Source organism: Allosphingosinicella sp. (assembly GCF_036387615.1).
Classification (GTDB): Bacteria; Pseudomonadota; Alphaproteobacteria; order Sphingomonadales; family Sphingomonadaceae; genus Allosphingosinicella.
On record NZ_DASVTH010000004.1, the window covers coordinates 1 to 22,922 of the forward strand.

27 protein-coding genes and 1 tRNA gene are annotated in these 22,922 nt (G+C 67.2%); 22 read left to right on the forward strand and 6 right to left on the reverse strand.

Features of this window, described 5'->3' with window-relative positions:
* From VF631_RS00385 to VF631_RS00460, 16 genes are all read left to right on the forward strand, one after another.
* Window positions 1-400, forward strand: a 400-nt coding sequence (locus tag VF631_RS00385; protein ID WP_431848279.1) for a hypothetical protein, incomplete at its 5' end; no start/stop codon positions are given.
* Between the two features lie 72 nt (window positions 401-472).
* Window positions 473-1,009, forward strand: coding sequence for a head-tail connector protein (locus VF631_RS00390; RefSeq protein WP_431848280.1), 537 nt, complete (start codon window positions 473-475; stop codon window positions 1,007-1,009).
* 19 nt (window positions 1,010-1,028) lie between these two features.
* Window positions 1,029-1,241 carry a hypothetical protein gene (locus tag VF631_RS00395; protein ID WP_431848281.1) on the forward strand — a complete coding sequence of 71 codons (213 nt, stop codon included), beginning with the start codon at window positions 1,029-1,031 and terminating at the stop codon, window positions 1,239-1,241.
* Window positions 1,242-1,246: 5 nt separating this feature from the next.
* A complete protein-coding gene (gp17, locus tag VF631_RS00400; protein WP_431848282.1) occupies window positions 1,247-1,636 on the forward strand; it encodes a tail completion protein gp17 in 390 nt (129 codons plus the stop codon).
* 15 nt (window positions 1,637-1,651) lie between these two features.
* The gene (locus VF631_RS00405) at window positions 1,652-2,059 is read left to right on the forward strand and encodes a phage tail tube protein (protein WP_431848283.1); all 408 of its coding nucleotides are present in this window, start codon (window positions 1,652-1,654) and stop codon (window positions 2,057-2,059) included.
* A complete protein-coding gene (locus VF631_RS00410) occupies window positions 2,056-2,385 on the forward strand; it encodes a gene transfer agent family protein (RefSeq protein ID WP_431848284.1) in 330 nt (109 codons plus the stop codon). Before VF631_RS00405 ends, VF631_RS00410 begins: the two co-directional genes overlap by 4 nt.
* A 116-nt stretch (window positions 2,386-2,501) precedes the next feature.
* Window positions 2,502-2,651, forward strand: coding sequence for a phage tail assembly chaperone (locus VF631_RS00415; RefSeq protein WP_431848285.1), 150 nt, complete (start codon window positions 2,502-2,504; stop codon window positions 2,649-2,651).
* A gap of 10 nt (window positions 2,652-2,661) precedes the next feature.
* On the forward strand, window positions 2,662-3,231 hold the full coding sequence (locus tag VF631_RS00420) for a tail tape measure protein (RefSeq protein WP_431848286.1): 570 nt from the start codon (window positions 2,662-2,664) through the stop codon (window positions 3,229-3,231).
* 113 nt (window positions 3,232-3,344) lie between these two features.
* Complete coding sequence (locus tag VF631_RS00425) at window positions 3,345-5,600, forward strand: DUF2460 domain-containing protein (RefSeq protein WP_431848287.1); 2,256 nt, start codon at window positions 3,345-3,347, stop codon at window positions 5,598-5,600.
* 1 nt (window position 5,601) lies between these two features.
* Window positions 5,602-6,417 (forward strand): DUF2163 domain-containing protein, encoded by an 816-nt coding sequence (locus VF631_RS00430; protein WP_431848288.1) that lies wholly within the window; start codon window positions 5,602-5,604, stop codon window positions 6,415-6,417.
* An 8-nt stretch (window positions 6,418-6,425) separates the two neighbouring features.
* Window positions 6,426-6,827, forward strand: a complete 402-nt coding sequence (locus VF631_RS00435) for a peptidoglycan endopeptidase (RefSeq protein WP_431848289.1) — start codon at window positions 6,426-6,428, stop codon at window positions 6,825-6,827.
* Window positions 6,827-9,001 carry a phage tail protein gene (locus VF631_RS00440; protein WP_431848290.1) on the forward strand — a complete coding sequence of 725 codons (2,175 nt, stop codon included), beginning with the start codon at window positions 6,827-6,829 and terminating at the stop codon, window positions 8,999-9,001. Before VF631_RS00435 ends, VF631_RS00440 begins: the two co-directional genes overlap by 1 nt.
* A 13-nt stretch (window positions 9,002-9,014) precedes the next feature.
* Window positions 9,015-9,512: a DUF2793 domain-containing protein gene (locus VF631_RS00445; protein ID WP_431848291.1), complete on the forward strand. Its 498-nt coding sequence runs from the start codon at window positions 9,015-9,017 to the stop codon at window positions 9,510-9,512.
* Window positions 9,513-9,704: 192 nt separating this feature from the next.
* Window positions 9,705-10,844: an OmpA family protein gene (locus VF631_RS00450; RefSeq protein WP_431848292.1), complete on the forward strand. Its 1,140-nt coding sequence runs from the start codon at window positions 9,705-9,707 to the stop codon at window positions 10,842-10,844.
* Between the two features lie 153 nt (window positions 10,845-10,997).
* Window positions 10,998-12,314, forward strand: a complete 1,317-nt coding sequence (locus tag VF631_RS00455) for a UDP-glucose dehydrogenase family protein (RefSeq protein WP_431848293.1) — start codon at window positions 10,998-11,000, stop codon at window positions 12,312-12,314.
* Between the two features lie 62 nt (window positions 12,315-12,376).
* Window positions 12,377-12,919 carry a superoxide dismutase family protein gene (locus VF631_RS00460; protein ID WP_431848294.1) on the forward strand — a complete coding sequence of 181 codons (543 nt, stop codon included), beginning with the start codon at window positions 12,377-12,379 and terminating at the stop codon, window positions 12,917-12,919.
* 14 nt (window positions 12,920-12,933) lie between these two features.
* Here the strand turns inward: VF631_RS00460 and VF631_RS00465 are convergent, their stop codons facing one another.
* The gene (locus tag VF631_RS00465) at window positions 12,934-14,544 is read right to left on the reverse strand and encodes a spinster family MFS transporter (protein ID WP_431848295.1); all 1,611 of its coding nucleotides are present in this window, start codon (window positions 14,542-14,544) and stop codon (window positions 12,934-12,936) included.
* A 74-nt stretch (window positions 14,545-14,618) separates the two neighbouring features.
* On the opposite strand from VF631_RS00465, the gene VF631_RS00470 reads away from it, so the two are divergent.
* Both VF631_RS00470 and VF631_RS00475 read left to right on the forward strand, forming a co-directional pair.
* Window positions 14,619-15,116, forward strand: coding sequence for a low molecular weight protein-tyrosine-phosphatase (locus tag VF631_RS00470; RefSeq protein WP_431848296.1), 498 nt, complete (start codon window positions 14,619-14,621; stop codon window positions 15,114-15,116).
* Window positions 15,113-15,922, forward strand: coding sequence for a fructosamine kinase family protein (locus VF631_RS00475; protein ID WP_431848297.1), 810 nt, complete (start codon window positions 15,113-15,115; stop codon window positions 15,920-15,922). Before VF631_RS00470 ends, VF631_RS00475 begins: the two co-directional genes overlap by 4 nt.
* Window positions 15,923-15,926: 4 nt before the next feature.
* On the opposite strand, the gene thpR is transcribed toward VF631_RS00475, so the two are convergent.
* Window positions 15,927-16,457: an RNA 2',3'-cyclic phosphodiesterase gene (gene thpR / locus VF631_RS00480; protein ID WP_431848298.1), complete on the reverse strand. Its 531-nt coding sequence runs from the start codon at window positions 16,455-16,457 to the stop codon at window positions 15,927-15,929.
* Window positions 16,458-16,641: 184 nt separating this feature from the next.
* Between thpR and VF631_RS00485 the strand changes: the two genes are divergently transcribed.
* Window positions 16,642-17,382, forward strand: coding sequence for a Bax inhibitor-1/YccA family protein (locus VF631_RS00485; protein ID WP_431848299.1), 741 nt, complete (start codon window positions 16,642-16,644; stop codon window positions 17,380-17,382).
* 54 nt (window positions 17,383-17,436) lie between these two features.
* On the opposite strand, the gene VF631_RS00490 is transcribed toward VF631_RS00485, so the two are convergent.
* From VF631_RS00490 to aroA, 4 genes are read right to left on the reverse strand one after another with little or no spacing between them, the layout of a single operon-like run.
* Entirely contained in the window at window positions 17,437-18,309 is an 873-nt protein-coding gene (locus VF631_RS00490; RefSeq protein WP_431848300.1) for a dienelactone hydrolase family protein, read from the reverse strand.
* Between the two features lie 11 nt (window positions 18,310-18,320).
* Entirely contained in the window at window positions 18,321-18,968 is a 648-nt protein-coding gene (gene cmk / locus VF631_RS00495) for a (d)CMP kinase (protein WP_431848301.1), read from the reverse strand.
* Window positions 18,965-19,945 carry a proline iminopeptidase-family hydrolase gene (locus tag VF631_RS00500; protein ID WP_431848302.1) on the reverse strand — a complete coding sequence of 327 codons (981 nt, stop codon included), beginning with the start codon at window positions 19,943-19,945 and terminating at the stop codon, window positions 18,965-18,967. Before VF631_RS00500 ends, cmk begins: the two co-directional genes overlap by 4 nt.
* The gene (gene aroA / locus VF631_RS00505) at window positions 19,939-21,300 is read right to left on the reverse strand and encodes a 3-phosphoshikimate 1-carboxyvinyltransferase (RefSeq protein WP_431848303.1); all 1,362 of its coding nucleotides are present in this window, start codon (window positions 21,298-21,300) and stop codon (window positions 19,939-19,941) included. Before aroA ends, VF631_RS00500 begins: the two co-directional genes overlap by 7 nt.
* Window positions 21,301-21,417: 117 nt before the next feature.
* Between aroA and VF631_RS00510 the strand changes: the two genes are divergently transcribed.
* The 3 genes from VF631_RS00510 to VF631_RS00520 all read left to right on the forward strand — a co-directional run.
* On the forward strand, window positions 21,418-21,741 hold the full coding sequence (locus tag VF631_RS00510) for a TIGR02300 family protein (RefSeq protein WP_431848304.1): 324 nt from the start codon (window positions 21,418-21,420) through the stop codon (window positions 21,739-21,741).
* 76 nt (window positions 21,742-21,817) lie between these two features.
* Window positions 21,818-21,893: transfer RNA gene (locus VF631_RS00515), tRNA-Ala, on the forward strand.
* Window positions 21,894-22,433: 540 nt separating this feature from the next.
* Window positions 22,434-22,922 (forward strand): DUF4402 domain-containing protein (locus VF631_RS00520; RefSeq protein WP_431848305.1); only part of this gene is annotated, 489 nt, incomplete at its 3' end.

A 22,922-nucleotide genomic window follows, 5' to 3' on the forward strand; every position in this document is an offset into this window, starting at 1 on the left:
CGACGGAACGGTGTCGTTCAGCTGGACGCCGCCGCCCTCGAGCAGCTTCGTGGTTGAAGGCGAGCTGCTGCTCTGGACCAGCACCGCCTCGATCCTGCCCCGGCCAGGGGTGAGCATCGGCGCGGGTCAGGCCTACGGAGCGATGGAGATCGTGCATCCGAGCATAAGCGGTACGGCCTTCAAGCAGTCGGCGGGAACCTTCCTGGCCGCCGCGGCGACGCTCCAGATGGCCGGCGACTACCTGCCCGTTGCAAACACGCCCTGGCTGGCCCGGATCGTCGTCCGGGGCCGCTCGGGCGCTGCGCCGGGCGCGATCGCCCTGCAGATGGCTTCGGAGTCAGCCAGCGCGAACACCGCCTTCGTCAAGGCCGGAAGCGAGATGCGCTGCCGGGCCTTCTGAGCCACTGGCACCAAGGAGAATATGAATGGATGGGCAGGAGCGCGCGGCTTGGGCCGCGGGAGGTGACGCGTGTTGAGCGCGCAGCCGATCGGGATCGGGCCGGACGCGGTCGACGAGGTGAAGACCAGCCTCAGGATTGAAAATGGCGACGAGGACGCGCTTGCCGGCGGCTTGCTCGGCAGCGCGGCGGCCTTGTGCGAGCAGTTCACCGGCCGGGCGCTGCTGCGGCGCGACTTCACGGAAGTGCTGGGCGCGTCATCGGCCTGGACGCGGCTGGAGGCGTGTCCGGTGCAGGCGATAGTGGGCGTCGATCTGCTTGGGCCGGACGGTGTTGCGACCCCGCTGGAAGCCGGCGGCTACCTGATCGACATCGACGCCGCGGGCGAGGGCTGGGTGCGGTTGACCGGCGCAATTCGATCCGGCCGGGTACGCGTGCGTTATGAGGCCGGGCTCGCTTCGAGCTGGGCGGAGCTGCCCGAAGCGCTGCGGCACGGGATCGTCAGGCTAGCCGCGCACCTCTACGCGCAGCGGGATCGCCCGGACGAGGCGGGTCCGCCCGCCGCGGTGACCGCGCTCTGGCGCCCCTGGCGCAAGCTTCGGCTCAGCTGACGCAAACGAGGGGGTAATCATGTTCGAGCGCTTAGCCGACCGCGCGGAGCGGGCGGGCAGGAAACGGGCAGGGGCGCTCAGCGCGGCCCTGGCCGAGCGGGTCAAGGACGAGCTGCCGCGCGGCGTTCAGGTCGAGGTGACGGGGGACGGACTGCGCCTGTCGGGCAGAGGCATAGGCGCGCGGTTCGCGCTGGAGCCCGGGCTGCGATGGCTCCTGGCGAGGATCAGGTGATGGGGATGAGGCGGATGGGAGCGGGCGAGGCGCTGCAGGCGGCAGCGGCAACGATGCTGAAGGCGGTGCCGGGGATCGGGGCCGTCTATGAGGGAGCCCCAAGGCGCGCGGCATTCCCCCATGCTGTCGTGGACGGGGGAGTGGAGACCGACTGGGGGCACAAGAGCGGCGCTGGTCGCGAGGTGCGGTTCGCCTTCGTCCTGCGGGATGGGGGTGAGCGCGCGGCTCGTCTGCGGGAGCTGGCGAGCGAGGCGGCCGCTGGGCTGGAGGGGCTCGGGCGGGAGCTGCCCGATTGGATCATCGTCAGCCTGGGGCTGCTGCGCAGTCGGATCGTGCCGGACGGGACCGGCTGGACTGCCGTGATCGAATACCGCGCGCGCATGCTGCGGCGCTGAACGAGGAGATGAGCAATGGCGGCGGAGAAGGGGAGCGCGTTCCTGCTCAAGATCGGGAACGGGGCAAGCCCGCTCGTCTATGCGACGGTGGCGGGGATGCGGACCACGCAGCTGTCGGTGAACGGCGAGGCGGTGAACGTGACCAGCAAGGATTCGGGCGGGTGGCGCGAACTCTTGTCGGGCGCGGGGATCAGGTCCGTGTCGGTGGCGGCGAGCGGGATCTTCACGGGATCGTCCGCGGAGGCGCGGATCAAGACCAACGCGCTGGCGGGCGCGATCGACGATTATGAGCTGAGCTTCGAGAGCGGCGAGCGGATGCGGGGGCGCTTCCTGGTTACGCGGCTGGATTATTCGGGCGATTATAATGGCGAGCGCAATTATGCGCTGAGCCTCGAGAGCTCGGGGCAGGTGACGAGCTTATGAGCCAAAGTGGTACTTCGGCTCAGGGGCGAGCCAACCCGGCGCGCGGTGAGGCTTCATTGCTGGTGGACGGGGCGAGCGTGGTGCTGCGGCCGAGCTTCGAGGCGCTGGTGGCGGCGGAGGAGGAGCTTGGGCCGCTGTTCGCGCTCGTGGAGCGGGCGGCGGCGGGCGGGCTCAGGGTCGCCGAGATCGCGGCCTTGTTCTGGCATTGCCAGCGCGACGGCGCGGTGCCGCGCGAGCGGATCGGAGCGGCGATCGTGGAGAAGGGGCCGGCGGGGGTGACGCCTGTGTTGCGGGTGCTGCTGAGCCAGGTCCTGCAGGGGCGGTGAGTGCTGATTGTTCGGATCAGCCAGCATCGAGCTGGCCGCTCCGACCCCCTCTCTCCAACCTCTCTCCCGCAAGGGGAGAGAGGCTTTTCAGGGACGCTGCGTCTCGATTGGCTGGTTTGAGCGGGCTGTTGCTCGGGTGGCGGCCGGGGGAGTTCTGGGCGGCGACGCCGGCGGAGCTGGCGGGCGTGCTGGGCGCAATGAGCAGCGAGCCTGACGGCGTTTCGGGTGATGAACTCCGGCGGCTGAGCGAGATGTTCCCGGACTGAAGGGGGTGGCGTGGAAGAAGAGGTTGAGCGGCTGCTCGTGTCGGTGCGGGCGGACACGGCCGGCTTTGCGCGCGATGTCGCCGAAATGCGGGGCTTGCTGGACGGGCCCTTCGCGGCCGGCGCGGAGCGGGCGGGGCGGGCGATCGAAGGCGCGTTGCTGAAGGCGGTGCGGACGGGATCGTTCGGGTTTGAGGACCTCAAGCGGGTGGCGCTGTCGGCGATGGCGGAGATCGCGGCGGCGGCGATCCGGACGGGCATCGGAGCGGCGACCGGCGGGGCCGGGGCGGGCGGGCTGGCCGGGATCGCTTCGGCTTTCGTAGGAGCGTTCATGGGGGCGCCCGGGCGGGCGACCGGCGGACCGGTGGCGCCGGGGCGGGCTTACATGATCGGCGAGCGTGGCCCGGAGCTGTTCGTGCCGACGGCGAGCGGGCGGGTCGAGGCGACGGGTGCGGGGGGCGGCGGGCGAGAGGTGCGGGTGAGCATCATGGTGAATACGCCCGGCGGTGAGCCGCAGGCCCTAGCGCAATCGAGTCGGCAGGTGGCTCGGGCGGTGAAGGCGGCTCTACTGAGGGTGGACTAAAGTGCGCGCCCGTGGCGCGCTCACCCTCTCCCAGCTTCGCCTAAGCTCGCCGAAAAGGCTCGCCAAGGCTGCGCAACCCTCTCCCGTCAAGGGAGAGGGGCTTAGGAGGATCTATGCCATATTGGCTTGCGCCGCCTGGAGCGGCGAAGGTGTTCGGGCATTTGAAGCGGTTCGATCCCCGCTACTGGTCGGTGAACTTTCCGCGGCGGACGATGGCTTCCGTGACGACCACCGGGCCGCATGCGATGCGGGTGGATGCTGTCTTCTACCGCCGGAGCGACCTCGCCGGGCTGATCTGGGACGCGGAGGACCGGCATGATCATCCGCTGCTGAGATACGGGACCAGCCGGGACTTTCGCGAGTGTCGGTTGCGGTTTCGCTGGCGGTCGGGCGGCGTGAAGCCGCTCGATGCGCTGCATGGGCCGACGCTGACGATCGAAGGTCGGGGCGCGTCGGGGGCGCCGCAGGCCTGGTATGTGCGGTTATGGAACTATGCGGAGGGGACGCCGGAGGATGCGCGGGTCGAGCTCGACTTTGCGGCGATAGACGGCGGGTTCCTGCTGCCGGGCGAGGCCGATCCGGTGTGGGCGGGCGATGTGGACCGGATGTTCATCTCGCTGGTGGCGCCCGACTTCGACGGGATGGATGCGGCGTTGGCCGTGCCGGCGGAGGGCTGGGCGGAGCTGAGCGAGATATCCTGCGACGGGGCGGGATCGGTGCTGGCGATCGGGGACGGGATGATCCCTGAGCATCGGCTGCAGATGGCGACGGGATATGACGACCTGTATCACCTGACGCCGGAGCGGGTGCTGCGCAACATCGTGTGGCTCGGCTATCGCGGCGCGATCAATCATTATGTCGGGATGAGCCACTACTTCCGACTCGGGGCGGAAGGGAAGGCGACGCTGGATGGCGGCGCGCTGAACGGGCCTTGCGCGGCCTGGCATCGGGACTTCGCGGCGCGTGCGAAAGTGTATGGGCTGGGGCTGATCCTGTCGCTGAGTTACGAGTTGCTGGACGCGCATTGCCCGGAGGCATGGAAGCAGAGGGCGGAGGATGGCACACCGGCGCTGACCGGCTGGGTTCCGTCTTCGGCCTTGCTCTCGCCGGCCGATGCGGAGGCGATGGGCTATCTTCAGGCCGTAGCGCGCCAGTTCGTGGCGATCGCGCGGGATGCGGGGCTGGCGGTGCGGTTCCAGGTTGGCGAGCCCTGGTGGTGGGTGAAGGGGGATGGCCGCATTTGCCTGTACGATGATGCTGCAAAGGCGGCGTTCGCTCCGGTGAGCATCGGCGATGTGCGGGGTGCGTTGAGCGATGCGCAAAAGGCGACGCTGGACGCGGCGGGAGCGCTGCTGGCGAGCTCGACGGCGGCGCTGTGCGGCGCGGTGAAGGCCGAGGCGCCGGGCGCCGAGACGTTGCTGCTCGTCTTTCTGCCGACGGTTCTGGACGGAGCGGAGGTCAAGCGGGCCAATGTGCCGGTGGGCTGGGCGGCGCCCACCTTCGATGTGCTGCAGCTCGAAGATTATGACTGGGTGACTAGCGGGCGCGGCGGCGCGACTGCGGGCGCGGTCGCGGCGATGGCGGAGCGGCTCGGCAACCCGATTGCCGAGCAGCATTATTTCGCCGGGTTCGTGCTGCGCCCTGAGGATCGGGATCAATGGCAGGCGATCGCCGCGGCCGCGCAAGCGGCTTTTGGGCGCGGGACCGGCTCGGTGTTCGTGTGGGCGCTGCCGCAGGTGATGCGCGACGGGTTCACCTGGTGGGGAGGAGACGAGGAGGTGGAGGCATTCGAGGACGTGCTGTTCCCGATTTCGCTGGGGCGCGAGGCGAGCGTCGAGCCGGCCTTCTCGACGGATGTCGTGACGACGGGAAGCGGGGCGGAGCAGCGCAACAGCAACTGGGCGGACGCGCGGCTTCGCTTCGACGCGGGCCCAGGCGTGCGCGGCGAGGCCGAGATGACGCTGCTGCTGGATTTCTTCCGGGCGCGCAGGGGCGCGGCGGTCGGGTTCCGGTTCGAGGATCCGTTCGACAATGAGGCGGCGCAGCAGCTGCTCGGGAGCGGCGACGGCGTCAGGACGGAGTTCGAGCTCGTCAAACGCTATGGATCGCAAGTCCGCCGGATCACGCGACCGGTGACGGGCAGCGTGAGGTTGTTCGTCGGCGGGGCGGAGCGGGTGAGCGGCTGGACGATCGGCGACAAAGGAGCGGTGCTGTTCGAGGTCGCGCCTGCGGTGGGCGTGCAGGTGCGGGCGAGCTTCCATTTCCATGTGCCGGTGCGGTTCGCGGAAGATCGGCTGAGCCTCAGCCGGGCGACATTCGCGGCGGGCGAGGCGGGAAGCGTTCCGCTGATCGAGATCAGGGAAGCCTGAGGTGGTCGCATTCATCGAGCCGGAGCTGACCAGCATCGCCTTTTGCTGGCGGGTGGAGCGGCGCGACGGGGTGGCCCTTGGCTGCACCAGCCACGATCGCGACCTGCTGATCGATGGGCTGGTCTACCGGGCGAGCCCGGGCATGCTGCCATCTGCGGTGTCGCTGTCGGACGGGTTCGAGGCGAGCGCGCTGGACGTATCCGGTGCGCTCACCAGTGACGCGATCACCGAAGCCGACCTCGCCGCCGGGCGATGGGATGGGGCGGCCGTGTTCCTGTTCATGGTGGACTGGGAGGAGCCTGGCGCGGAGGAATTGCCGCTTGCCCGTGGCGAGCTTGGCGACATCAGCCTGACAGGGCAGGGTTTCACGGCGGAGCTGAAGGGAATGACCGCGGCGCTGGACCGGCCGGTGGTGGAGCAAACCTCGCCCGAATGCCGCGCCGAACTGGGCGACGCGCGGTGCCGTGTCGACATGGCCGGAAGAGTTCGGATCGCGCGCATCGCTGCCATCGTGGGCGAAGAGACGTTCGAGCTTAGCGAGGCGGGTGCAGACCGCGCCTATGCTTATGGGCGGCTGCGCTGGATTACAGGCAACAATAGCGGACTGGAGAGCCCGGTGCTGACCTCGGCCGGAGCACGGCTGACGCTGCGTGAACCGCCGCCCCAGCAGGCGCGCATTGGTGATCTGGTGGAGATGGCGGAGGGCTGTGACAGAGCCTTCGCCACGTGCACGGGGCGCTTTGCGAACGCGCTCAACTTCCGGGGCGAGCCGCACCTGCCCGGGATCGACTTGCTGACGCGATACGCAGCCGGCTGAGGCCCAAGATGACCGGAGATGAGATCGCCGCGCGGGCGCGGAGCCTGGTCGGCGTGCGCTTTCGCGCGCAGGGCCGATCGCCGGCCACGGGGCTGGACTGCGTCGGACTGGTCGCGGGCGCACTCGGAGTGGAGCGGGCCAGAAGCGACTACGCATTGCGGGGCGGCAACCTCGGCCGGCTGAGCCAGGAGCTGGAGGCGGCCGGGCTGGTTCGGGTGGACGGCTGTCGCGCGGGCGACGTGCTGGTGATGCGCGCCGGACCGGAGCAGCTTCATCTCGGAATCGTGACCGAGGCTGGGCTTGTGCATGCCGACGCGGGGCTGAGGCGCGTTGTTGAACGCCCCGGCGCGCCCGAATGGCCGGTGCTGGGGAGCTGGCGGGTTCCTGGTGATTTCGAGGGGCTCTGCTGATGGCGACCATCGTTCTCACGGCTGTCGGGAGCGCGCTGGGAGGTCCGATCGGTGCCGCGGTGGGCGCGGCGATCGGCTCTTCTGTCGACAGCAAGCTGTTTGCGCCCAAGGCCCGCCAGGGTCCGCGGCTGGGAAGCCTTGCCGTGCAGGGCTCCTCTTATGGTGCGGCGATCCCGAAGCTGTTCGGCACCATGCGCGTCGCCGGCACGGTGATCTGGTCGACCGATCTTCAGGAGCGGCGATCGACGTCCGGAGGCGGCAAGGGCCGGCCCAAGACGGTCAACTACAGCTACTCCGCGTCTTTCGCGGTCGCTCTCTCCGGCCGCCCGATCCGTCGCGTCCGGCGCATCTGGGCGGACGGCAAGCTGCTGCGGGGAGCGGCGGGCGATTTCAAGGCGGTCACAAGGTTCAGATTGCACCTTGGCGGCGACAATCAGGCGGTCGATCCGCTGATCGCATCCGCGGAGGCGGAAACACCTGCCTATCGTGGTCTTGCTTACGCGGTGTTCGAGGATCTGCAACTCGCCGACTATGGCAACCGGATCCCGTCGTTGAGCTTCGAGGTCGAGGCGGACGAGGGGTCGGTCTCCATCGCGAGGGTGGCGGAGGTTCTGAGCGGCGGGAAGGTGCTAGGGGGGAACACCCCCGAGCTGCTCGGCTATGCGGCGGGCGGCGATAGCGTACGCGGGGCGATAGAGGAGCTTGCGGGTTTCGTACCGCTCTCGTTGATCGAGCATGGCGACCGGCTGCTGTTGACGGCACCCGCCGGGTCTCCCGTGATGATCGAAGCCGGGCGAGGCGCGACCAGGGCGTCAGGAGCGGGCGGGCCTGACGAGCATGTTCGCCGCGCGGCCGCCACGATCGCAAATAGCGTGAGCCTGGCTTATCACGATCCGGCCCGCGATCATCAGACCGGGCTGCAACGCGCGTTCCGCAGCGGGGCAGCGTTGATCGCGGAAGAGCGCGCCCTGCCGGTCGTGCTCAGCGCCGGCGCCGCCAAAGGCCTGGCTGAAGGGCGGCTGGCGGCATTGTGGGTGGGCCGGGCGAGCGTCACGCTCTTCCGGTCCTGGCGGCGAGCCGGGCTGCGCCCCGGCACGCTGGTGCGGATCGGCGGTCAGGCCGGGCTGTGGCGGATCGATCGCTGGCTGCTCGAGAAGATGGTCGTTCGGCTGCAGTTGGTCCGAACGCCCGGCGGAGCGCCGGCGCAAGCGGACGCGAGCGCAGGCCGGGCGACGGGCGAGGCGGACCTGCGCCACGGGCAGACGACGCTTCGCGTGGTCGAACTTCCCGCGATGGGCGAGCAACTGGCGGTGCGACCGCAGCTGTTGATCGCTGCTTCGGGGGTAGAGGCGGGCTGGCGCCGGGCGGCGCTCATGGTGAGCTTCGATCGCGGCGCAAGCTGGCAGGAGCTTGGGCAGACGGCTGGATCGGCAGTGATGGGAACGGTTGAAACTGTCCTTCCGGCCAGCGGGGCGGCATTGCTGGACCGGGAGAGTTCCTTGACGGTCGCGCTGCTGAGCGACGGCATGTCGCTCGAGGCGCGGACCGACACCGCGCTCGCGGCCGGCGCGAGTCTCGCATTGGTCGGAGAGGAGCTTGTCCAGTTCGGAACGGCGGAGGCGCTTGGCGCTGGGCGGTTCAGGCTGTCCAAGCTCTTGCGCGGACGTTTCGGGACGGAATGGGCCATCGGCACTCATCAAGCCGGGGAGGATTTCGTGCTGCTCGACCGGGCGAACCTGTTCGCCCTGGATGCGCCTGCAGGCTCGGTCGGTGGAGAGGTGCAAGTGGTTGCCGCGGGGCTCGAGGACGGGCCGGACGGGGTGAAGGTTGCACGCCCGATTTCAGGCGAAGCGCTTCGCCCGCCCACTCCTGCGCATTTGCGGGCCAGCCGGAACCCAAGCGGTGACATGGCGATCAGCTGGGTGCGGCGGAGCCGCAGCGGCTGGGCCTGGGCCGACGGGAGCGACGCTCCGCTGGGCGAAGAAACCGAGCGCTACGAAGTCACGATTTCGGGAACCGGCTTCAAACGTCAGGCGACCGTCGACCAGCCGAGCTACCTCTATCCTGCGGCCAAGCAAGCGAGCGATGGCGCATCGGGCACGATCACGGTGGAGGTGGCGCAGATCGGGACGCATGCGCGATCGCGGAACGCGACGAGTCAGGTCGCTCTTTAGGGGAGATGGTTCGGTGGACGAAGCAAGCGCAAGATACGGGCTCCCGTTCATTGTATCCGGCCAGGCCGGCAAGGAGCTGTTCCACAACGAGGCGCTGGCAAGCATCGATGCGGCGCTTCATCCAGCCGTCGAGGCCGGGCCACTCGCGGTTGCCCCGACGGCGCCCACTCCCGGGCAATGCTGGCTGGTTGCGTCGGACGCGATTGGCGCCTGGACCGGCAAGGACGATTCCCTGGCGGTCTGGACCAGCGGCGGCTGGCGGTACGTGAAGCCCCAGCCGGGCATGTGCGTGTGGGACAAAGCCGCCGCCGTTTATCGCCGCTGGACCGGAAGTTATTGGACGAGCGGGGAAGTTCTCGCTTCGGCTGTTCACGTCGGCGGAGTTCAGGTCATCGGGTCACGGCAGCCGGCAGTGTCGAGTCCGTCCGGAGGTACGCTAATCGACCAGGAAGCACGCACCGCCATTGCGTCGCTGATTGTGTCCTTGCGGTCACACGGTCTGCTTGAATGACGTGGCCGATACATTGCCGTGAAACCAGCCGCAACGGAGGCTGTTAGAGCGCTTGCTGCCGGGTTGTTGAGTTTCTGATAACTGATGCTTTTCGGCAACATAAGCGGGGCCTGATGCGCTTGCGCAGGAGTTCTGGTTCCCGTAATGAGGTCACGGTCGTCCCGGTTGGGACGCATAAGAAAGGGGAAGATTATGCGGAAGCTCGCCATTGCAGTGGCGCTGTCATCCACCATGCTCGCTACCCCGGCACTTGCGCGCGATGGCGCCTGGTATGTCGGTGGCGACCTAGGTCCGATGATCGTGGAAGATATCGAGGTCAACATCGGCGCGACCGAGAATGGCGTCACGATTGATCATGAATACGGGTTCGATGGCGACGTTTTCGTCGGCTACGACCTTGGGTCGTTCCGTGTCGAAGCGGAGGTCGCTTACAAGAAGGCAGACCTCGACGAGGTTCAGAACACGGTCCGTCTGCCCGGCCAGGGTGCAACGTTCCCGTCGACCTCGCAGGCCTCGGGAAATACCGACGCGCTGAGCTTCATGGTCAACGGCATGCTGGACTTCGGCGACGATGACTCCGGCATCAGCGGCTTCATCGGCGGCGGTGTCGGGATCGCGCGGGTTGAGTTCAACAATGCACGCGTGTTCGCGAACCAGCCGGCTTTCCTTGACGACAGCGATACCCGCTTCGCATGGCAGGTCATCGCCGGCGTTCGCCAGGCGGTCACCGACAACATCGACATCCAGGTCAAGTACCGTTTCTTCAACGTCGACGACATCAGCATGCTCGCTGGTGGCGGCGCCGGCTCGAACATCGGCGGCCAGGAGACCGATTCACGCTTCCGTTCGCACAGCTTGATGGGCGGCATTGTGTTCAACTTCGGCGCGCCTCCGCCGCCGCCTCCTCCGCCTCCTCCGCCACCTCCGCCGCCACCTCCGCCGCCTCCGCCTCCGCCTGAGCCCCAGACGGTTGTGCAGGCGCCAATTCCGGGCCCGTTTATCGTGTTCTTCGACTGGGATCGGTCGGACATCACGCCGCAGGCCGCAGCGATCCTGGACAACGCCGCCGCTGCCTACCAGCAGACCGGTTCGGCTCAGGTCGTGCTCGCCGGACACGCCGACAAGTCGGGTTCTGACCAGTACAACGTGGGGCTCTCGCAGCGCCGCGCCGATGCGGTCCGCTCCTACCTCGCCGGCCGCGGTGTTGCGGACGGTGCAATGACCACCGAGGCGTTCGGCGAAAGCCGTCCGCTGGTCGAAACCGCCGATGGTGTCCGCGAGCCGCAGAACCGGCGCGTGGAGATCAACTTCGGTCCGGGTTCGGGCATGTAAAGTTGTCGGTCAAAGTGGTACCCTTCGACTAGCTCAGGGCGTGCTATGACTGAGTAAGACAAAGGAGAGAGCCGGTCCGAAAGGGCCGGCTCTTTTCTTGTCAGCGCCAGACCGCACCGGTAATCGGCGAGCTTACCCACACAGGATGACTTGATGCGTATCGCAATGATCGGGACCGGCTATGTCGGGCTGGTATCCGGAGCCTGCTTCTCCGACTTCGGCCATCACGTCATCTGCGTCGACAAGGACCGCGCCAAGATCGAGGCGCTCGAACGCGGCGTGATGCCGATCTTCGAACCGGGTCTTGAGCAGCTGGTCGCCAGAAACGTGCAGGGTGGGCGGCTTGCCTTCACGACCGATTTGCCAGCCGGTGTCGCCGAAGCCGACGCGATCTTCATCGCCGTAGGGACCCCCTCCCGGCGGGGGGACGGGCATGCGGACCTGAGCTACGTCCTGGGCGCCACGGAGGAGATTGCGCGGGCGCTGACCGGGCCCGCCGTTGTGGTGACCAAATCGACCGTGCCGGTTGGGACCGGCGACGAGGTGGAGCGCATCATCCGGGAGACCGCGCCGGAGGCTAAAGCCTGGGTTGTCTCCAATCCCGAGTTCCTGCGCGAAGGGGCGGCGATCGACGACTTCAAGCGGCCGGATCGCATCGTGGTCGGCACTGACAGCCCGGAGGCAGCCGAGATCATGAGGGAGGTCTATCGGCCGCTCTACCTCAACAAGGCGCCGCTGATCTTCACGAGCCGGCGCACCGCGGAACTGATCAAGTATGCGGCGAACGCCTTCCTCGCGACCAAGATCACCTTCATCAACGAGGTCGCCGATCTGTGCGAGGCCGTTGGCGCCGATGTCCAGGACGTCGCGCGCGGGATCGGTCTCGATAACCGGATCGGGCCGAAATTCCTTCACGCAGGGCCGGGCTACGGCGGCTCCTGCTTCCCGAAGGACACGATCGCGCTCCTGAAAACGGCGGAGGACAATCAGGCGCCGCTCCGGATCGTTGAGTCCGTGGTGAAGGTGAACGATCTGCGCAAGCGCGCCATGGGGCGCAAGGTGATCCAGGCCCTGGGGGGCGAGGCGCGCGGGAAAACGATCGCGCTGCTCGGCCTCACGTTCAAGCCGAACACGGACGACATGCGGGATGCGCCGTCCATCAGCATCGTGCAGGCGCTGCAGGATGCGGGCGCATCGGTGCGCGGATACGATCCGGAAGGGATCGAGCAGGCGCGTCCGCTGCTCCCGGATGTTGATTTCTTCTCAGACCCGTACCGCGCGGCCGAAGGCGCCGACGCCGTGGTGCTGGTCACCGAGTGGGACGTTCTTCGCGCGCTCGACCTGAAGCGGATTGCACGCACCATGGCGCAGCCGATCCTAGTAGACCTGCGAAGCATATACCCGCCCCAGGATGTGGAAGCCGCAGGCTTACGCTGGTTCGGGATCGGCAGGCCAGCACGCGCCGGGTGACCGGGCAACCGTTTCGAGCCCGACTCGTTCAGGCGTGAACAGCCTTGGAGGAGGAGGGTCGAATGGCTCTGCAGAAGATTTCGTCGGCGGGGCTCGCGCTCGCCTTGTTGTCCGGTTGCACAGCAGGCGAAACGACGCTGGGCCAGCCCGCTTCACTCCCGGCAACGGCAAGTGCAGACCTTCGTAACAGCGCCGGCCAGGTCGACGCCCGGGCAACAGCAAGCCAGTCCGGCAATGGGATCCGGATCCGGTTGGAAGCGGCCGGGATGCAGCGGGGGACCTACGCAGCCCATGTCCACACGACGGGAGCCTGCACGCCGCCGGACTTCACGAGCGCGGGCCCGCATTGGAATCCGACCGCAGCTCAGCATGGCAAGAACAACCCGGCCGGCATGCACAAGGGTGACCTGCCCAACCTCTCCGTCGGAACCGATGGGCGAGGCAGCCTGGAATTCGTGATCGCCGGGGCGGCCTTGTCGGGCGATGCCGGAGCCCTGCTGGATGCCGACGGCGCCGCAGTGGTGATCCATGCGCAGGCGGACGACTACCAGACCGACCCGTCCGGAAACGCGGGCGCGCGGATCGCGTGCGGAGTTTTCCGCTAGGCGAGCTCCGGCGCCTAGATCGCTTCCCCGGCTTCGCGAGCGCGCTCGACCTTGGTTGCCTCCAGCCATTCGATGCGTCGGCTTACCTGCCACAAGGCGAGGAGCGTGAGAGGCGGCATGAAATAGAGCGCGAAGATGCCGGTCGAGAGGTCCGCGGCGAGAACCGACATCTTGCCGGCGAAATAGGGACCAAGCGCGAGACCCACCATCGTCGTGCCAAGAATGTAGGTCGCGCCGGCGGTGCCGCGCATGCGGGGCAAGACGACGTCCTGTAGAGTCGCAACGGCGGCGCCGACCCAGGCGGAGGCGATCATGTGGACGATCGGAAAAACCAGGTACAATGTGCCAAGGTCGGTCGTGGTGAGCATGAACGCAACGAGCGGGATCGGGCCGGCTGCCGAGATCATGTTGACGAACAGTCGGCCGCGCGGATCACGCTGGCGCCATAAATCTGAAAGGTAGCCGCCGAGAATGACGCCGACCGCGGCTGAAAAGGCGCCGCCCCATCCCAGGATAGCGCCGACCTCTTCCTTGGCGGTCAGGCCGTCGAGATAGACGGCTGGAGCAAGCGCGTTCGCGTAGAAGGTCTGCTCGACATAATAAGGCATCCAGAAGCTGGTCGCGTAGGTGACGAAGGAGATGCTGCCGAATGCGATCGCCATGGCAACGACGATCGGCGTTCCCCAGATCAGCCGATAGGTCGGCGGATCGCGATGCTTGAGCGCCTGGATCCAAGAGAAGACGGCATAGACGCCGAGGCCGTAGGCGGCCCATTGCGGGATGTCGCCGGTGAGCCACATCAGGGCTGCGGCGGCAAGTGCGACGATAGCCAAAGCGGCGAGGTTGCGGCCAAGTTCGCCCGGCAGGCGCGCGGCGGTGAGCAAGGTCAGCGGCGGGAGGATGGCAGCCAGTTCGCGGCCGAAGTCACCCCAGGCGTTCGGACGCACGATCGGCTGGGGCAGGCCGTCGGACGCGCCGCGTTGCGGTTCGTGGAGGGAGAGCACCCAGAGAGCCAACAGCAGGCCGGGAACGCCGACGGCGATGAACGCGGCTTGCCAGCCGGCGAGGCCGAGCGGAGCAAGCGCCGGATCGGGATAGGCCTGGGTCCAGCGGCTGACCACGTAGCCACCAATCGGAAGGCTGAGGCCGCCGCCAATGTAAAGGCCGCTGGAATAGATGGAGAGGGCGGTGGCGCGGCGTTCCTTGGGAAAATAATCGGAGATCATCGAGTAAGCCGCCGGCGACGCGCTGGCCTCACCGATGCCGACGCCGATGCGAGCGGCGGCGAGCATTCCGAAGCTATTGGCAAAGCCTGACACGGCCGTCATCGACGACCACAAAGCCAGACCCATCGCCATCAGCCGGCCGCGATACCAGCTGTCCGCAAGCCGCCCCAGCGGGATGCCGAACAGCGCGTAAAAAACCGCAAAGGCGGTCCCGTAAAGAAAGCCGATCTGAGCGTCGGAGACGTTAAGGTCGCGCTTGATGTCGCCGACCAGGATCGAGAGAATCTGGCGATCGATGAAGTTCAGGATGTAGACCAGGACGAAGACGAACAGCGCGTACCAGGCATAGGCGCCGACCCGGATCGAGGGCTTGGCGTCCGCTTGCTGAACATGGGCCAAGCCCGGTCCTCCCATTGTGCCCGCTCTCACCGGCGGCTAGCCACGCATGTCGGTCCAAAAACGAGCAGGTGTCAATGTCGCACGCCGAGCCGTCCGTGCTGTTCGTCTGCCTGGGCAACATCTGTCGGTCGCCTTTGGCCGAGGCTGCATTTGGAGACGAGGCGCGGCGGCTAGGGCTTCAAGTCGAGGTCGACAGCGCCGGGACGGGCGACTGGCATATCGGGCGCCCGCCCGATCCGCGCGCGATCGCGGTTGCGCTGCGAAACGGGGCGGACATATCCGGGCTCCGAGCACGTCAGGTCAGCCCCGACGACTTTCGCCGCTTCGACCATATCGTCGCGCTCGATCGCGAGAATTTGGCGGACCTCCTCCGCATGCGGCCGCCGAACGGATCCGCCTCCGTGTCGCTGTTGCTCGACCATGTTGAGGGCAGATCGGGTCAGGCCGTCGCCGATCCGTACTACGGCCACGACACGCATTTTGACGCAGCGTGGGCGGATGTGGCGGCCGGCGCGCGGGGGCTTGCCCGCGCTCTTCTCGCGAAGCGGGACGGAGCCGCACCGAGCCAGTGACCGCTTTCGCGCAGCGGGTTGCCGAACTGGTCGGCGTTGGGAAGGAGCACCTGGAGAGGCTTGCCGGCGGCGATCTTTCCGAAGTGCTGCTGTTCCGGAGACCCGACGGCCGATGCACCGTCGCTAAAGGCGGCCCCGGAGTGAGCACCGAAGCCGCCATGCTCCGCCTGCTGGCGAGCATCGGCGTGCCGACAGCTCCCGTCGAAGGCGAGCACCAGGATGTGCTCCTTCTCGAACGCGTCGAGAATGACGGGGTGTTCAGCCCCAAGGCCTGGGCCAGCATCGGCGAGGCGCTTCGGCAACTCCATGAGCATCTCGGTGAAGGCTTCGGCTGGCCGGTGGACTATGCGCTCGGCAGCGTCGCGCTGGACAACCGTGAAACGCCGAGCTGGCCACGGTTCTGGGCGGAGCGACGGCTCATCGCAACTGCGTCCGTGCTCGATCGGCCCTGGCGGGAGCGGGTGGAGCGGGTCGCAGCAATGCTGGACGATCTTCTTCCGGCCAAGCCACCCGCGGCTCTTCTGCACGGCGATTTGTGGACCGGAAACATCCTGGTCGCGGGCGGTCGGCTGGCCGCGCTGATCGACCCGGCTTGCTACCATGGCCATGCCGAGGTGGATCTTGCTATGCTGACCTTGTTCGACACTCCCGGCGACAGCTTCTGGGAATCTTATGGCAGCCTCGAACCGGGCTGGGAGGTTCGACGGTCAGCTTACCAGCTGTTTCCGGCGCTGGTTCATCTCCGGCTGTTCGGTGCAAGCTATGCGGGGATGGTCGACCGGCTGCTTGCCGAGCTTGGCACTTGAAAGGTCAGCCAAGCGCATAGCCCGCCACGGTCGTGTAGCTAGCGCCGTCAGAACTGAGGTGGCTTTCATAAAGCCGGATGCTGTCGACCGGGAAAGCCTGGCTGGACAGAGCGGCCCAGCGCTCGAGGAAAGGCTCGAGCGGCCCGGTTTCCCTGCCGATCCGGGCGAGCGTGATGTGGGGGTGGTACGCCCTCGTGTCGGCGGCGATCCCGGCGCGCAGGCACGCCTGGTCGATCTTCTTGTGCAAGGACTTGAGCGCATCTGGTGGCGTCAGCCCGGCCCAGAGCGTGCCCTTCCCGCCTCTCAGGAAAGTGCCGACGCTGGACAAGCAGATCTCGAACGGCGCGGCGCGAACTGCGCCCAGCGCGACCGCCACGTCCTCGGCTGCGTGCCGATCCACTTCGCCGATGAACCGAAGGGTGACGTGGAGCTGCTCCTCGTTCTGCCAGCGGGCATTCTGAATGCCCTCCATCATGTCCAGCAACTGATCGAGAAGCATTGGCGGAGGAGGGATGGCAACGAACAGTCGGTGCATGGCGGCGCGCTAGCAGGAAGCATCAATCTCGTCATCCGGCGAGGCTCGACTCTCGGTCCTGCTCGGGATTGGCGGTTTCTCGTGGGTTTGGCCGGATGGCCTCGTCCGGTTTCGCTTGAAAGCGGCGCACAGAAGAACGATATTGCAGTCTAACGGCAGGGGTGCCGCTAAGGAGACCTTTGAAATGGCAAATGGATTTGACCCGCGAGCGACCGCAGCGCGGCCCGCTGCTGCGGCGGGGGTCGGGCGCGAAGGCGTTGCCTTCGACGCAGGCCTGCGGTCCTATATGCTGTCTGTTTACAACTACATGGCGTCCGGCGTGCTGTGGACCGGCATCGTCGCGTACGGACTGTTCTACACCGGCACCGCACAGGCTCTTTGGTCCGGCGGCGGCATCTTGCGCTATGTGATCATCTTCGCGCCGCTGCTGATGGTGTTCTTCCTCGCCGCTCGGGTGAACAAGATGTCCACCGGCGGGGTGCAGGCATTTTACTGGGTGTTCGCGACCCTCATGGGCGTCTCGATGTCGGTGATCCCGCTGGTCTACACCGGCACGTCGATCGCCGCGACCTTCTTTGCGACCGCCGCTGCATTCGTGTCGCTCAGCCTGTGGGGCTACACGACCAAGAAGGACCTGTCGGCGTTCGGCACGTTCCTGATCATGGGCCTGGTCGGGTTGGTTGTGGCGATGATCGCGAATGTGTTCATCCGCTCGGACACGATGAGCCTGGTGATCAGCTTCATCGGCGTGTTGCTGTTTGCGGGCCTGACCGCCTATGACACGCAGAAGATCAAGAGCATCTACTTCCAGGTCCAGGGTTCGGACATGCTCGGCAAGTCGGCGATCCTGGGCGCGCTGACGCTCTATCTGGACTTCATCAACATGTTCCAGTTCCTGCTGAGCTTCATGGGCAGCCGCGACTAAGCGGCAGCAGCAGGCTTGAAGATTGAAGGGCCCGGCGGCGACGCCGGGCCCTATTCATGCCAGGTGCTTTCGGAAGAAAGCGAGCGTCTCGGACCAGGCGCGGGTCGCAGCCTTGGCGTTGTAGCGCTCGGTCGACGTATCGTTGTGGAACGCGTGATCGACGCCGTGATGATTGATCGCGCGGACCTGCTTGCCTGCGCTGCGCAGCGCGGCGACCCAGGGCAGGGCGGTGCCGTTCACCCGTTCATCCTTCTCCGCGAGGTGGATCAGCAACGGTGCGCTCACCTTCGCGGCCTCGGCCGGGGAGGGGCCGGGCCCGTAGAAGACAACGCCCGCATCGAGCCGGCCGCCGGCCGCGACCGCGACGCGGTTCACCATCGCCCCGCCCCAGCAGAAGCCGACTGTGCCGACGCGCCTTCCGGTGCCCTTGCGCAGCCAGTCCAAGGTGGCGACCGCATCCTGGACTGTCGCGCCAAGGTCCAGCCCGCCGATCAGTTTGCGCGCGGCATCCTGATCCGCGGGCGTACCGCCCTGGCCGGTCAGGAAGTCCGGAGCAAGCGCGACATAGCCGGCCGTGGCCGCGCGCCGGGCCACGTCGCGAATGTGATCGTTGAGACCGCGATTTTCGTGGATCACCACCAGCGCCCCACGGACCAACCCCGTCGCAGGGCTCGCCTGGTAGCCCCGCATTTCGCGGCCATCGGCGACCGGCCATGCGACTTCACGTGCCCGGACCCTCTTGTCGTCGGCCGGCACGATGGCGGCGGCGACAGGGTCGGCGGCGATGCCGGCCAGCAGGGCGGTCGCGGCTGCCGTGCTCCCGGCAATCCGGGTCAGTCCGGCCATGAAGGTGCGGCGATCCAAGCCTTCATGCGTGTAGCGATCATATAGGGCGATGGCTGCTTCGCGAATTTCTGTGCTGCTCAAGCTGGTTTCCTTCAGATTGCCGGCCTGTGATCAACCACGTGTAGACGGCTTTCGACGGCGGCGACTGCCTGCGCCACCGCGGCTTCGACGGAAAGCTCGCTCGTATCGAGCAGTTGCGCGTCCTGGGCCCTGCGCAACGGCGCGGCGGCGCGGCTGGCATCGCGCTCGTCGCGCGCGCGAATGTCGATCAGGACATCCTCATAGTGGCTGGTGCGGCCGAGCTTGAGGAGTTCTTCCAGCCGACGGCGCGCTCGGACCTCCGGAGTAGCCGTGATGAACAGCTTCGCATCCGCGTCCGGCGCGATCACCGTGCCGATGTCCCGCCCGTCGAGCACGGCCCCGCCCGGCTGGGTGGCGAAGTCGCGCTGGCGCTCCAGCAAGGCTGCGCGGACTGCCGGATAGGCGGAGATGCGCGACGCGACGCCTCCGACCATTTCGCTCTTCAACTCGGCGTCTGCAAAGTCGGTCTGGGCGAAGTCGCAGGCCCGCAGCGCGGCGAATTCGCTTTCCGGATCGCCGCCCCACCTCAGAAGGTTGAGCGCGACCGCCCGATAAAGAAGCCCCGTGTCGAGATGCGGCAGGGCATAATGGCGGGCGAGGGCGCGGGCGATCGTGCCCTTGCCGCTCGCCGCGGGCCCGTCCACGGCAATGATCGTCATGCGGCGTCCTGCCGAGCAAGCCAGGCGCGCAGAATGGCGATCGTCTCGGCCGGCCGATCGGAGAAGATGCCGTGCGCCGCTCCCGGCACGACGGCGAACTCCGCGCCCGCAAGCCGCGCGGCGAAGGTCGCGGTGGTGACCGGCCGCGCCTCATCATACTGGCCGACGATGAACAGGGTCTTCGGGCCCTGGATCCGCGCGAGCAGCGGCTCGCCGTCATAAGTCCTGAGGGTGCCGGTCGAGACGAACTCCGTCTTACCCCACATCGTTTGATAGAGGCGCGGGTTGAAGCCAGCTCCGGAGTGGCTGCGATAGGCGATCAGGGCATCGCTCGGCGGTTCACGGCGGTTGAACTGCTCGTAGAAGGCCTCCGTCGCGGTTTCGCAGGTCCTCTCCGGAGGCGGCCGTCGCGCTTCGCAGCGCGCCAGCGTGGCTTGGATCGAGGCCGGGAGCTGCTTGCGCAGCGCATTCGCGTCGGCCAGCCAGCTGCGGGTCGAGACCAAGGGGCTGGCGAGTACGAGGCCGGCCAGCGCGGCCGGGCGGCGCGCGCTATATTCGAGCGCGATGGTCCCGCCCCAGCTATGCCCGCCGACATGCCAGCGCGGCACCCGCAGCGCGGAGCGAATCAGCTCGAGTTCGTCGGTGAACCGCTTGACCGTCCAGTTGGCCGGATCGTTCGGCTGGTCCGAACGGCCGCTGTCGAGCTGGTCGTAGAGGATGACGGCGCGCTCGTCGGCCAGGGCGAGCGCATCCAGCAAGCCGCCATGCGTGCCGCCGGGGCCGCCATGCGCGAGGATGATCGGCGGACGCGGGCTGGCGAGATCACCGTTGACGCGGACATAGACGCGGCCGCCCCGCACGGGCACCATCAGCTCCCGATCCGGCGCGGGGTAGGAAGCCCGGCCGCGCGCCCAGATCGGCGGAGCCAGCGCCGCCGCTCCGAGCATTGCCAGCACCGAGCGGCGTTCGATCAGCACGACCCGATCTCCTCCGGATTGGCGCCGATCTCGGCCAAGGCGCGGGCGAAGCCGGGAAAGCTGGTCCGGACGGGGCTCATGTCGGCGATCGTTACCGGCTCGCGGCAATGAAGGCCAGCGACGGCGAAGGCCATCGCGACACGATGATCCAGGCCAGGGTCGATCGTCGCTCCACCCGCGAGCGCGTCCCCGCCGCTGCCGGCAATGGCAAGGCCATCGCCGCGCTCCTCGACGTTTGCGCCAATCGCGCGCAGGCCTGCGGCCATGGCGCTGATGCGGTCGGACTCCTTGACCCGGAGTTCGGACAGGCCGGTCACTTCGGTCCCACCACTTGCGAACGCCGCGGCGATGAAGAAGATCGGGAATTCGTCAATTGCGCTTGCAATCAGCATCGGCGCGGACGGCCCGGTGAAGAACGAACCGCCGACCAGACGCGAATGACGCGCCGTCACCGCGCCGATCGGTTCGCCCTGCATCTCGCCGCTTACCTCCATCGAAAGATCCGCGCCCATTCGCCGCAGCAATGTGAAGAGGCCGGTACGCATCGGATTGAGGACCAGCGCCTCCACGCGCACCTCGGAGCCGGGCACGATCAATGCCGCGACGAGGAGGAAAGCCGCGGCCGAGAAGTCACCGAGAATCCGCACCTGCCGTGGCTCGACGCTGATCGGGCCCGTGATCCCGACGCGCACACCTGTTCCGTGCAGATCGATCCGAACCGGCGCGCCGAAATGGCGCAGCATCAGTTCGGTATGGTTGCGGGTGGGAACCGCTTCGGCGACTGCCGTTTCGCCGGGCGTGTTGAGCGCAGCCAGCAGCAGCGCCGACTTGACCTGGGCCGAAGCGATGCGCGTTTCATGGCGAACCGGCTGCGGCCGAGCCGCTCCACGCAGCGTGAGCGGCAGCCTGTCGCCCGGCTCGGCATTCACCAGCGCGCCCATGCGGCGCAGGGGCCCGATGACCCTGTCCATCGGGCGCGTGCGCAACGAAGCATCGCCCGTGAAGGAAGCCTCGATGGGGTGGCTTGCAACGAGGCCCATGAGCAACCGCGCCGACGTGCCGCTGTTACCCATGTCGAGCACGCCCTCGGGCGATCGAAGACCGGCGGGGCCGACGCCGTCGACTATCCACTCCTTTCCGTTCTGCGCGATCGAGGCGCCGAGCGCGCGCAGCGCTCCCGCAGTAGAAAGGAGATCCGCGCCGTCGGACAGACCTGCGATAGAGCTGCGCCCGTCGGCCACTGACGCGATGATCAGGGCACGGTGGGAGATAGACTTGTCTCCAGGCACCGCAGCAACGCCCCGGAGCGGACCGCAAGCGGCGAAGCGCATCGGCTGGCGAGGGCCCGCGATCATTGCGGCGTGGCTTTTGACAGCGGCGAAGCCGTGTGGCAATGCGCCCGCCGATCAGCGGCCGTCCGCGAGGGCTCGGCCGCCCTTCTTTTATCGATATGCAGAAAGGCTCTCTCACCGATGGTGAAAGCGGAATGGGGCACCAAGCGCAGCTGCCCGAAATGTGGCACGCGCTTCTACGACCTGGGAAAGAGCGATCCGGTCACCTGCATCAACTGCGGCGTGCATTGGGAGCCTGAGCCCGTGCTCAAATCCAAGCAGCCGATGCCGTATGACGCGCCCAAGAAGGAGGCTGTGGTCGACGTCGAGGCGGATGCGGATCTCGCCGCGGAAGAGATCGAGATCGACGAGGATGCCGAAGAGAATCCGGACGACGAGGTCGACATTGGCGGCGACGACGATATCGGCGTGCCCGGCGCGGCTGGCGAAGACGAGGAAATCTAAACCGCTTGGCAAGGGTCGCGGCATCGCATAGAGGCCGCCCTTGCAACCCTTCCGCGGCCCAGGCGGAAGAGGGTTTGGGGCCGTAGCTCAGCTGGGAGAGCGCTGCAATGGCATTGCAGAGGTCAGGGGTTCGATCCCCCTCGGCTCCACCATCATTTCAATGACTCACCTGCTCCTGCTTTCCGGAATACGGAAAACGTACGGAGAAGAGGATGCCTGCACGGCTTGCCTCTTGGGCAGGGCGCAGCTCCTTACCCGGCCAGCGTTTCAGCCTAGGATCAGTCAGTTCGGCCTCGGTGCGTCCGGCTGATCGTGTCCGGCTGCGCGCAGGTATCCGGACGAGCCAAGAGTTGGGCGGTCAGCGCTCGGGAGCCGCCTCTCGTTCTTGGGCGCCCAAGTCGGGCAGGTGTGCTCCAAACGCAGTCGTTGCCGCTGGCCGGCCCCGCTTGAGCACATTGTGTCCGGCTCTGCGACGGCACGTCAGGTCTCTTGAGCGCATCCGAATCGCCCCTGGCGGGAAGCCTCCTCAGAAAGCCCGACAGGTCCACTATGAGCCACAACTTCGCTCATGCTTCGGTCTAACTCTTTGAATTCCTAGTTATTAATTACTTATTTACTCGTTAGCCGTATTTCGCCTCGACTTGGAAGCCGGCAGCACGGGGTGGCCGAGCCATTTTTCGAGGATCGACAAGATGAAGCTCTTCACGAAATCCGCAGCTGTGCTGGCGATGCTCACGGGCCTGGCTTCACCCGCATTCGGTCAGTCCAGCGCGGCCACCACGACTGGCACCACGACCATCATCCAGCCGGTCACGATCAGCCAGAACAACGCACTCGCGTTCGGCACGCTTGTGCGTCCGACCAGCGGCTCCAGCCTAATCTCCATCGGCATCGGCTCCGACACCGTCAGCGCCACGGGTAGCGCGGTTGTTCTTCGGGGAACCACGAGCCGTGCTCGTTACACCGTCACAGGTGAAGGGGGTGAGACCGTCTCCGTTACCATGCCCGCCACTTTCAACCTTGCCATGACCGGAGCGCCAGCGCTGCCGGTCACTCTGGCCCGCAACCCGGGGGGTAATCTCACCCTTAGCAACGCGCTGGGCTCCTCCGGCACGGCCAGCCTGGACATCGGCGGCAGCTTCTCGATCAGCGACGCGACTCCCACGGGCGCCTATTCGGGC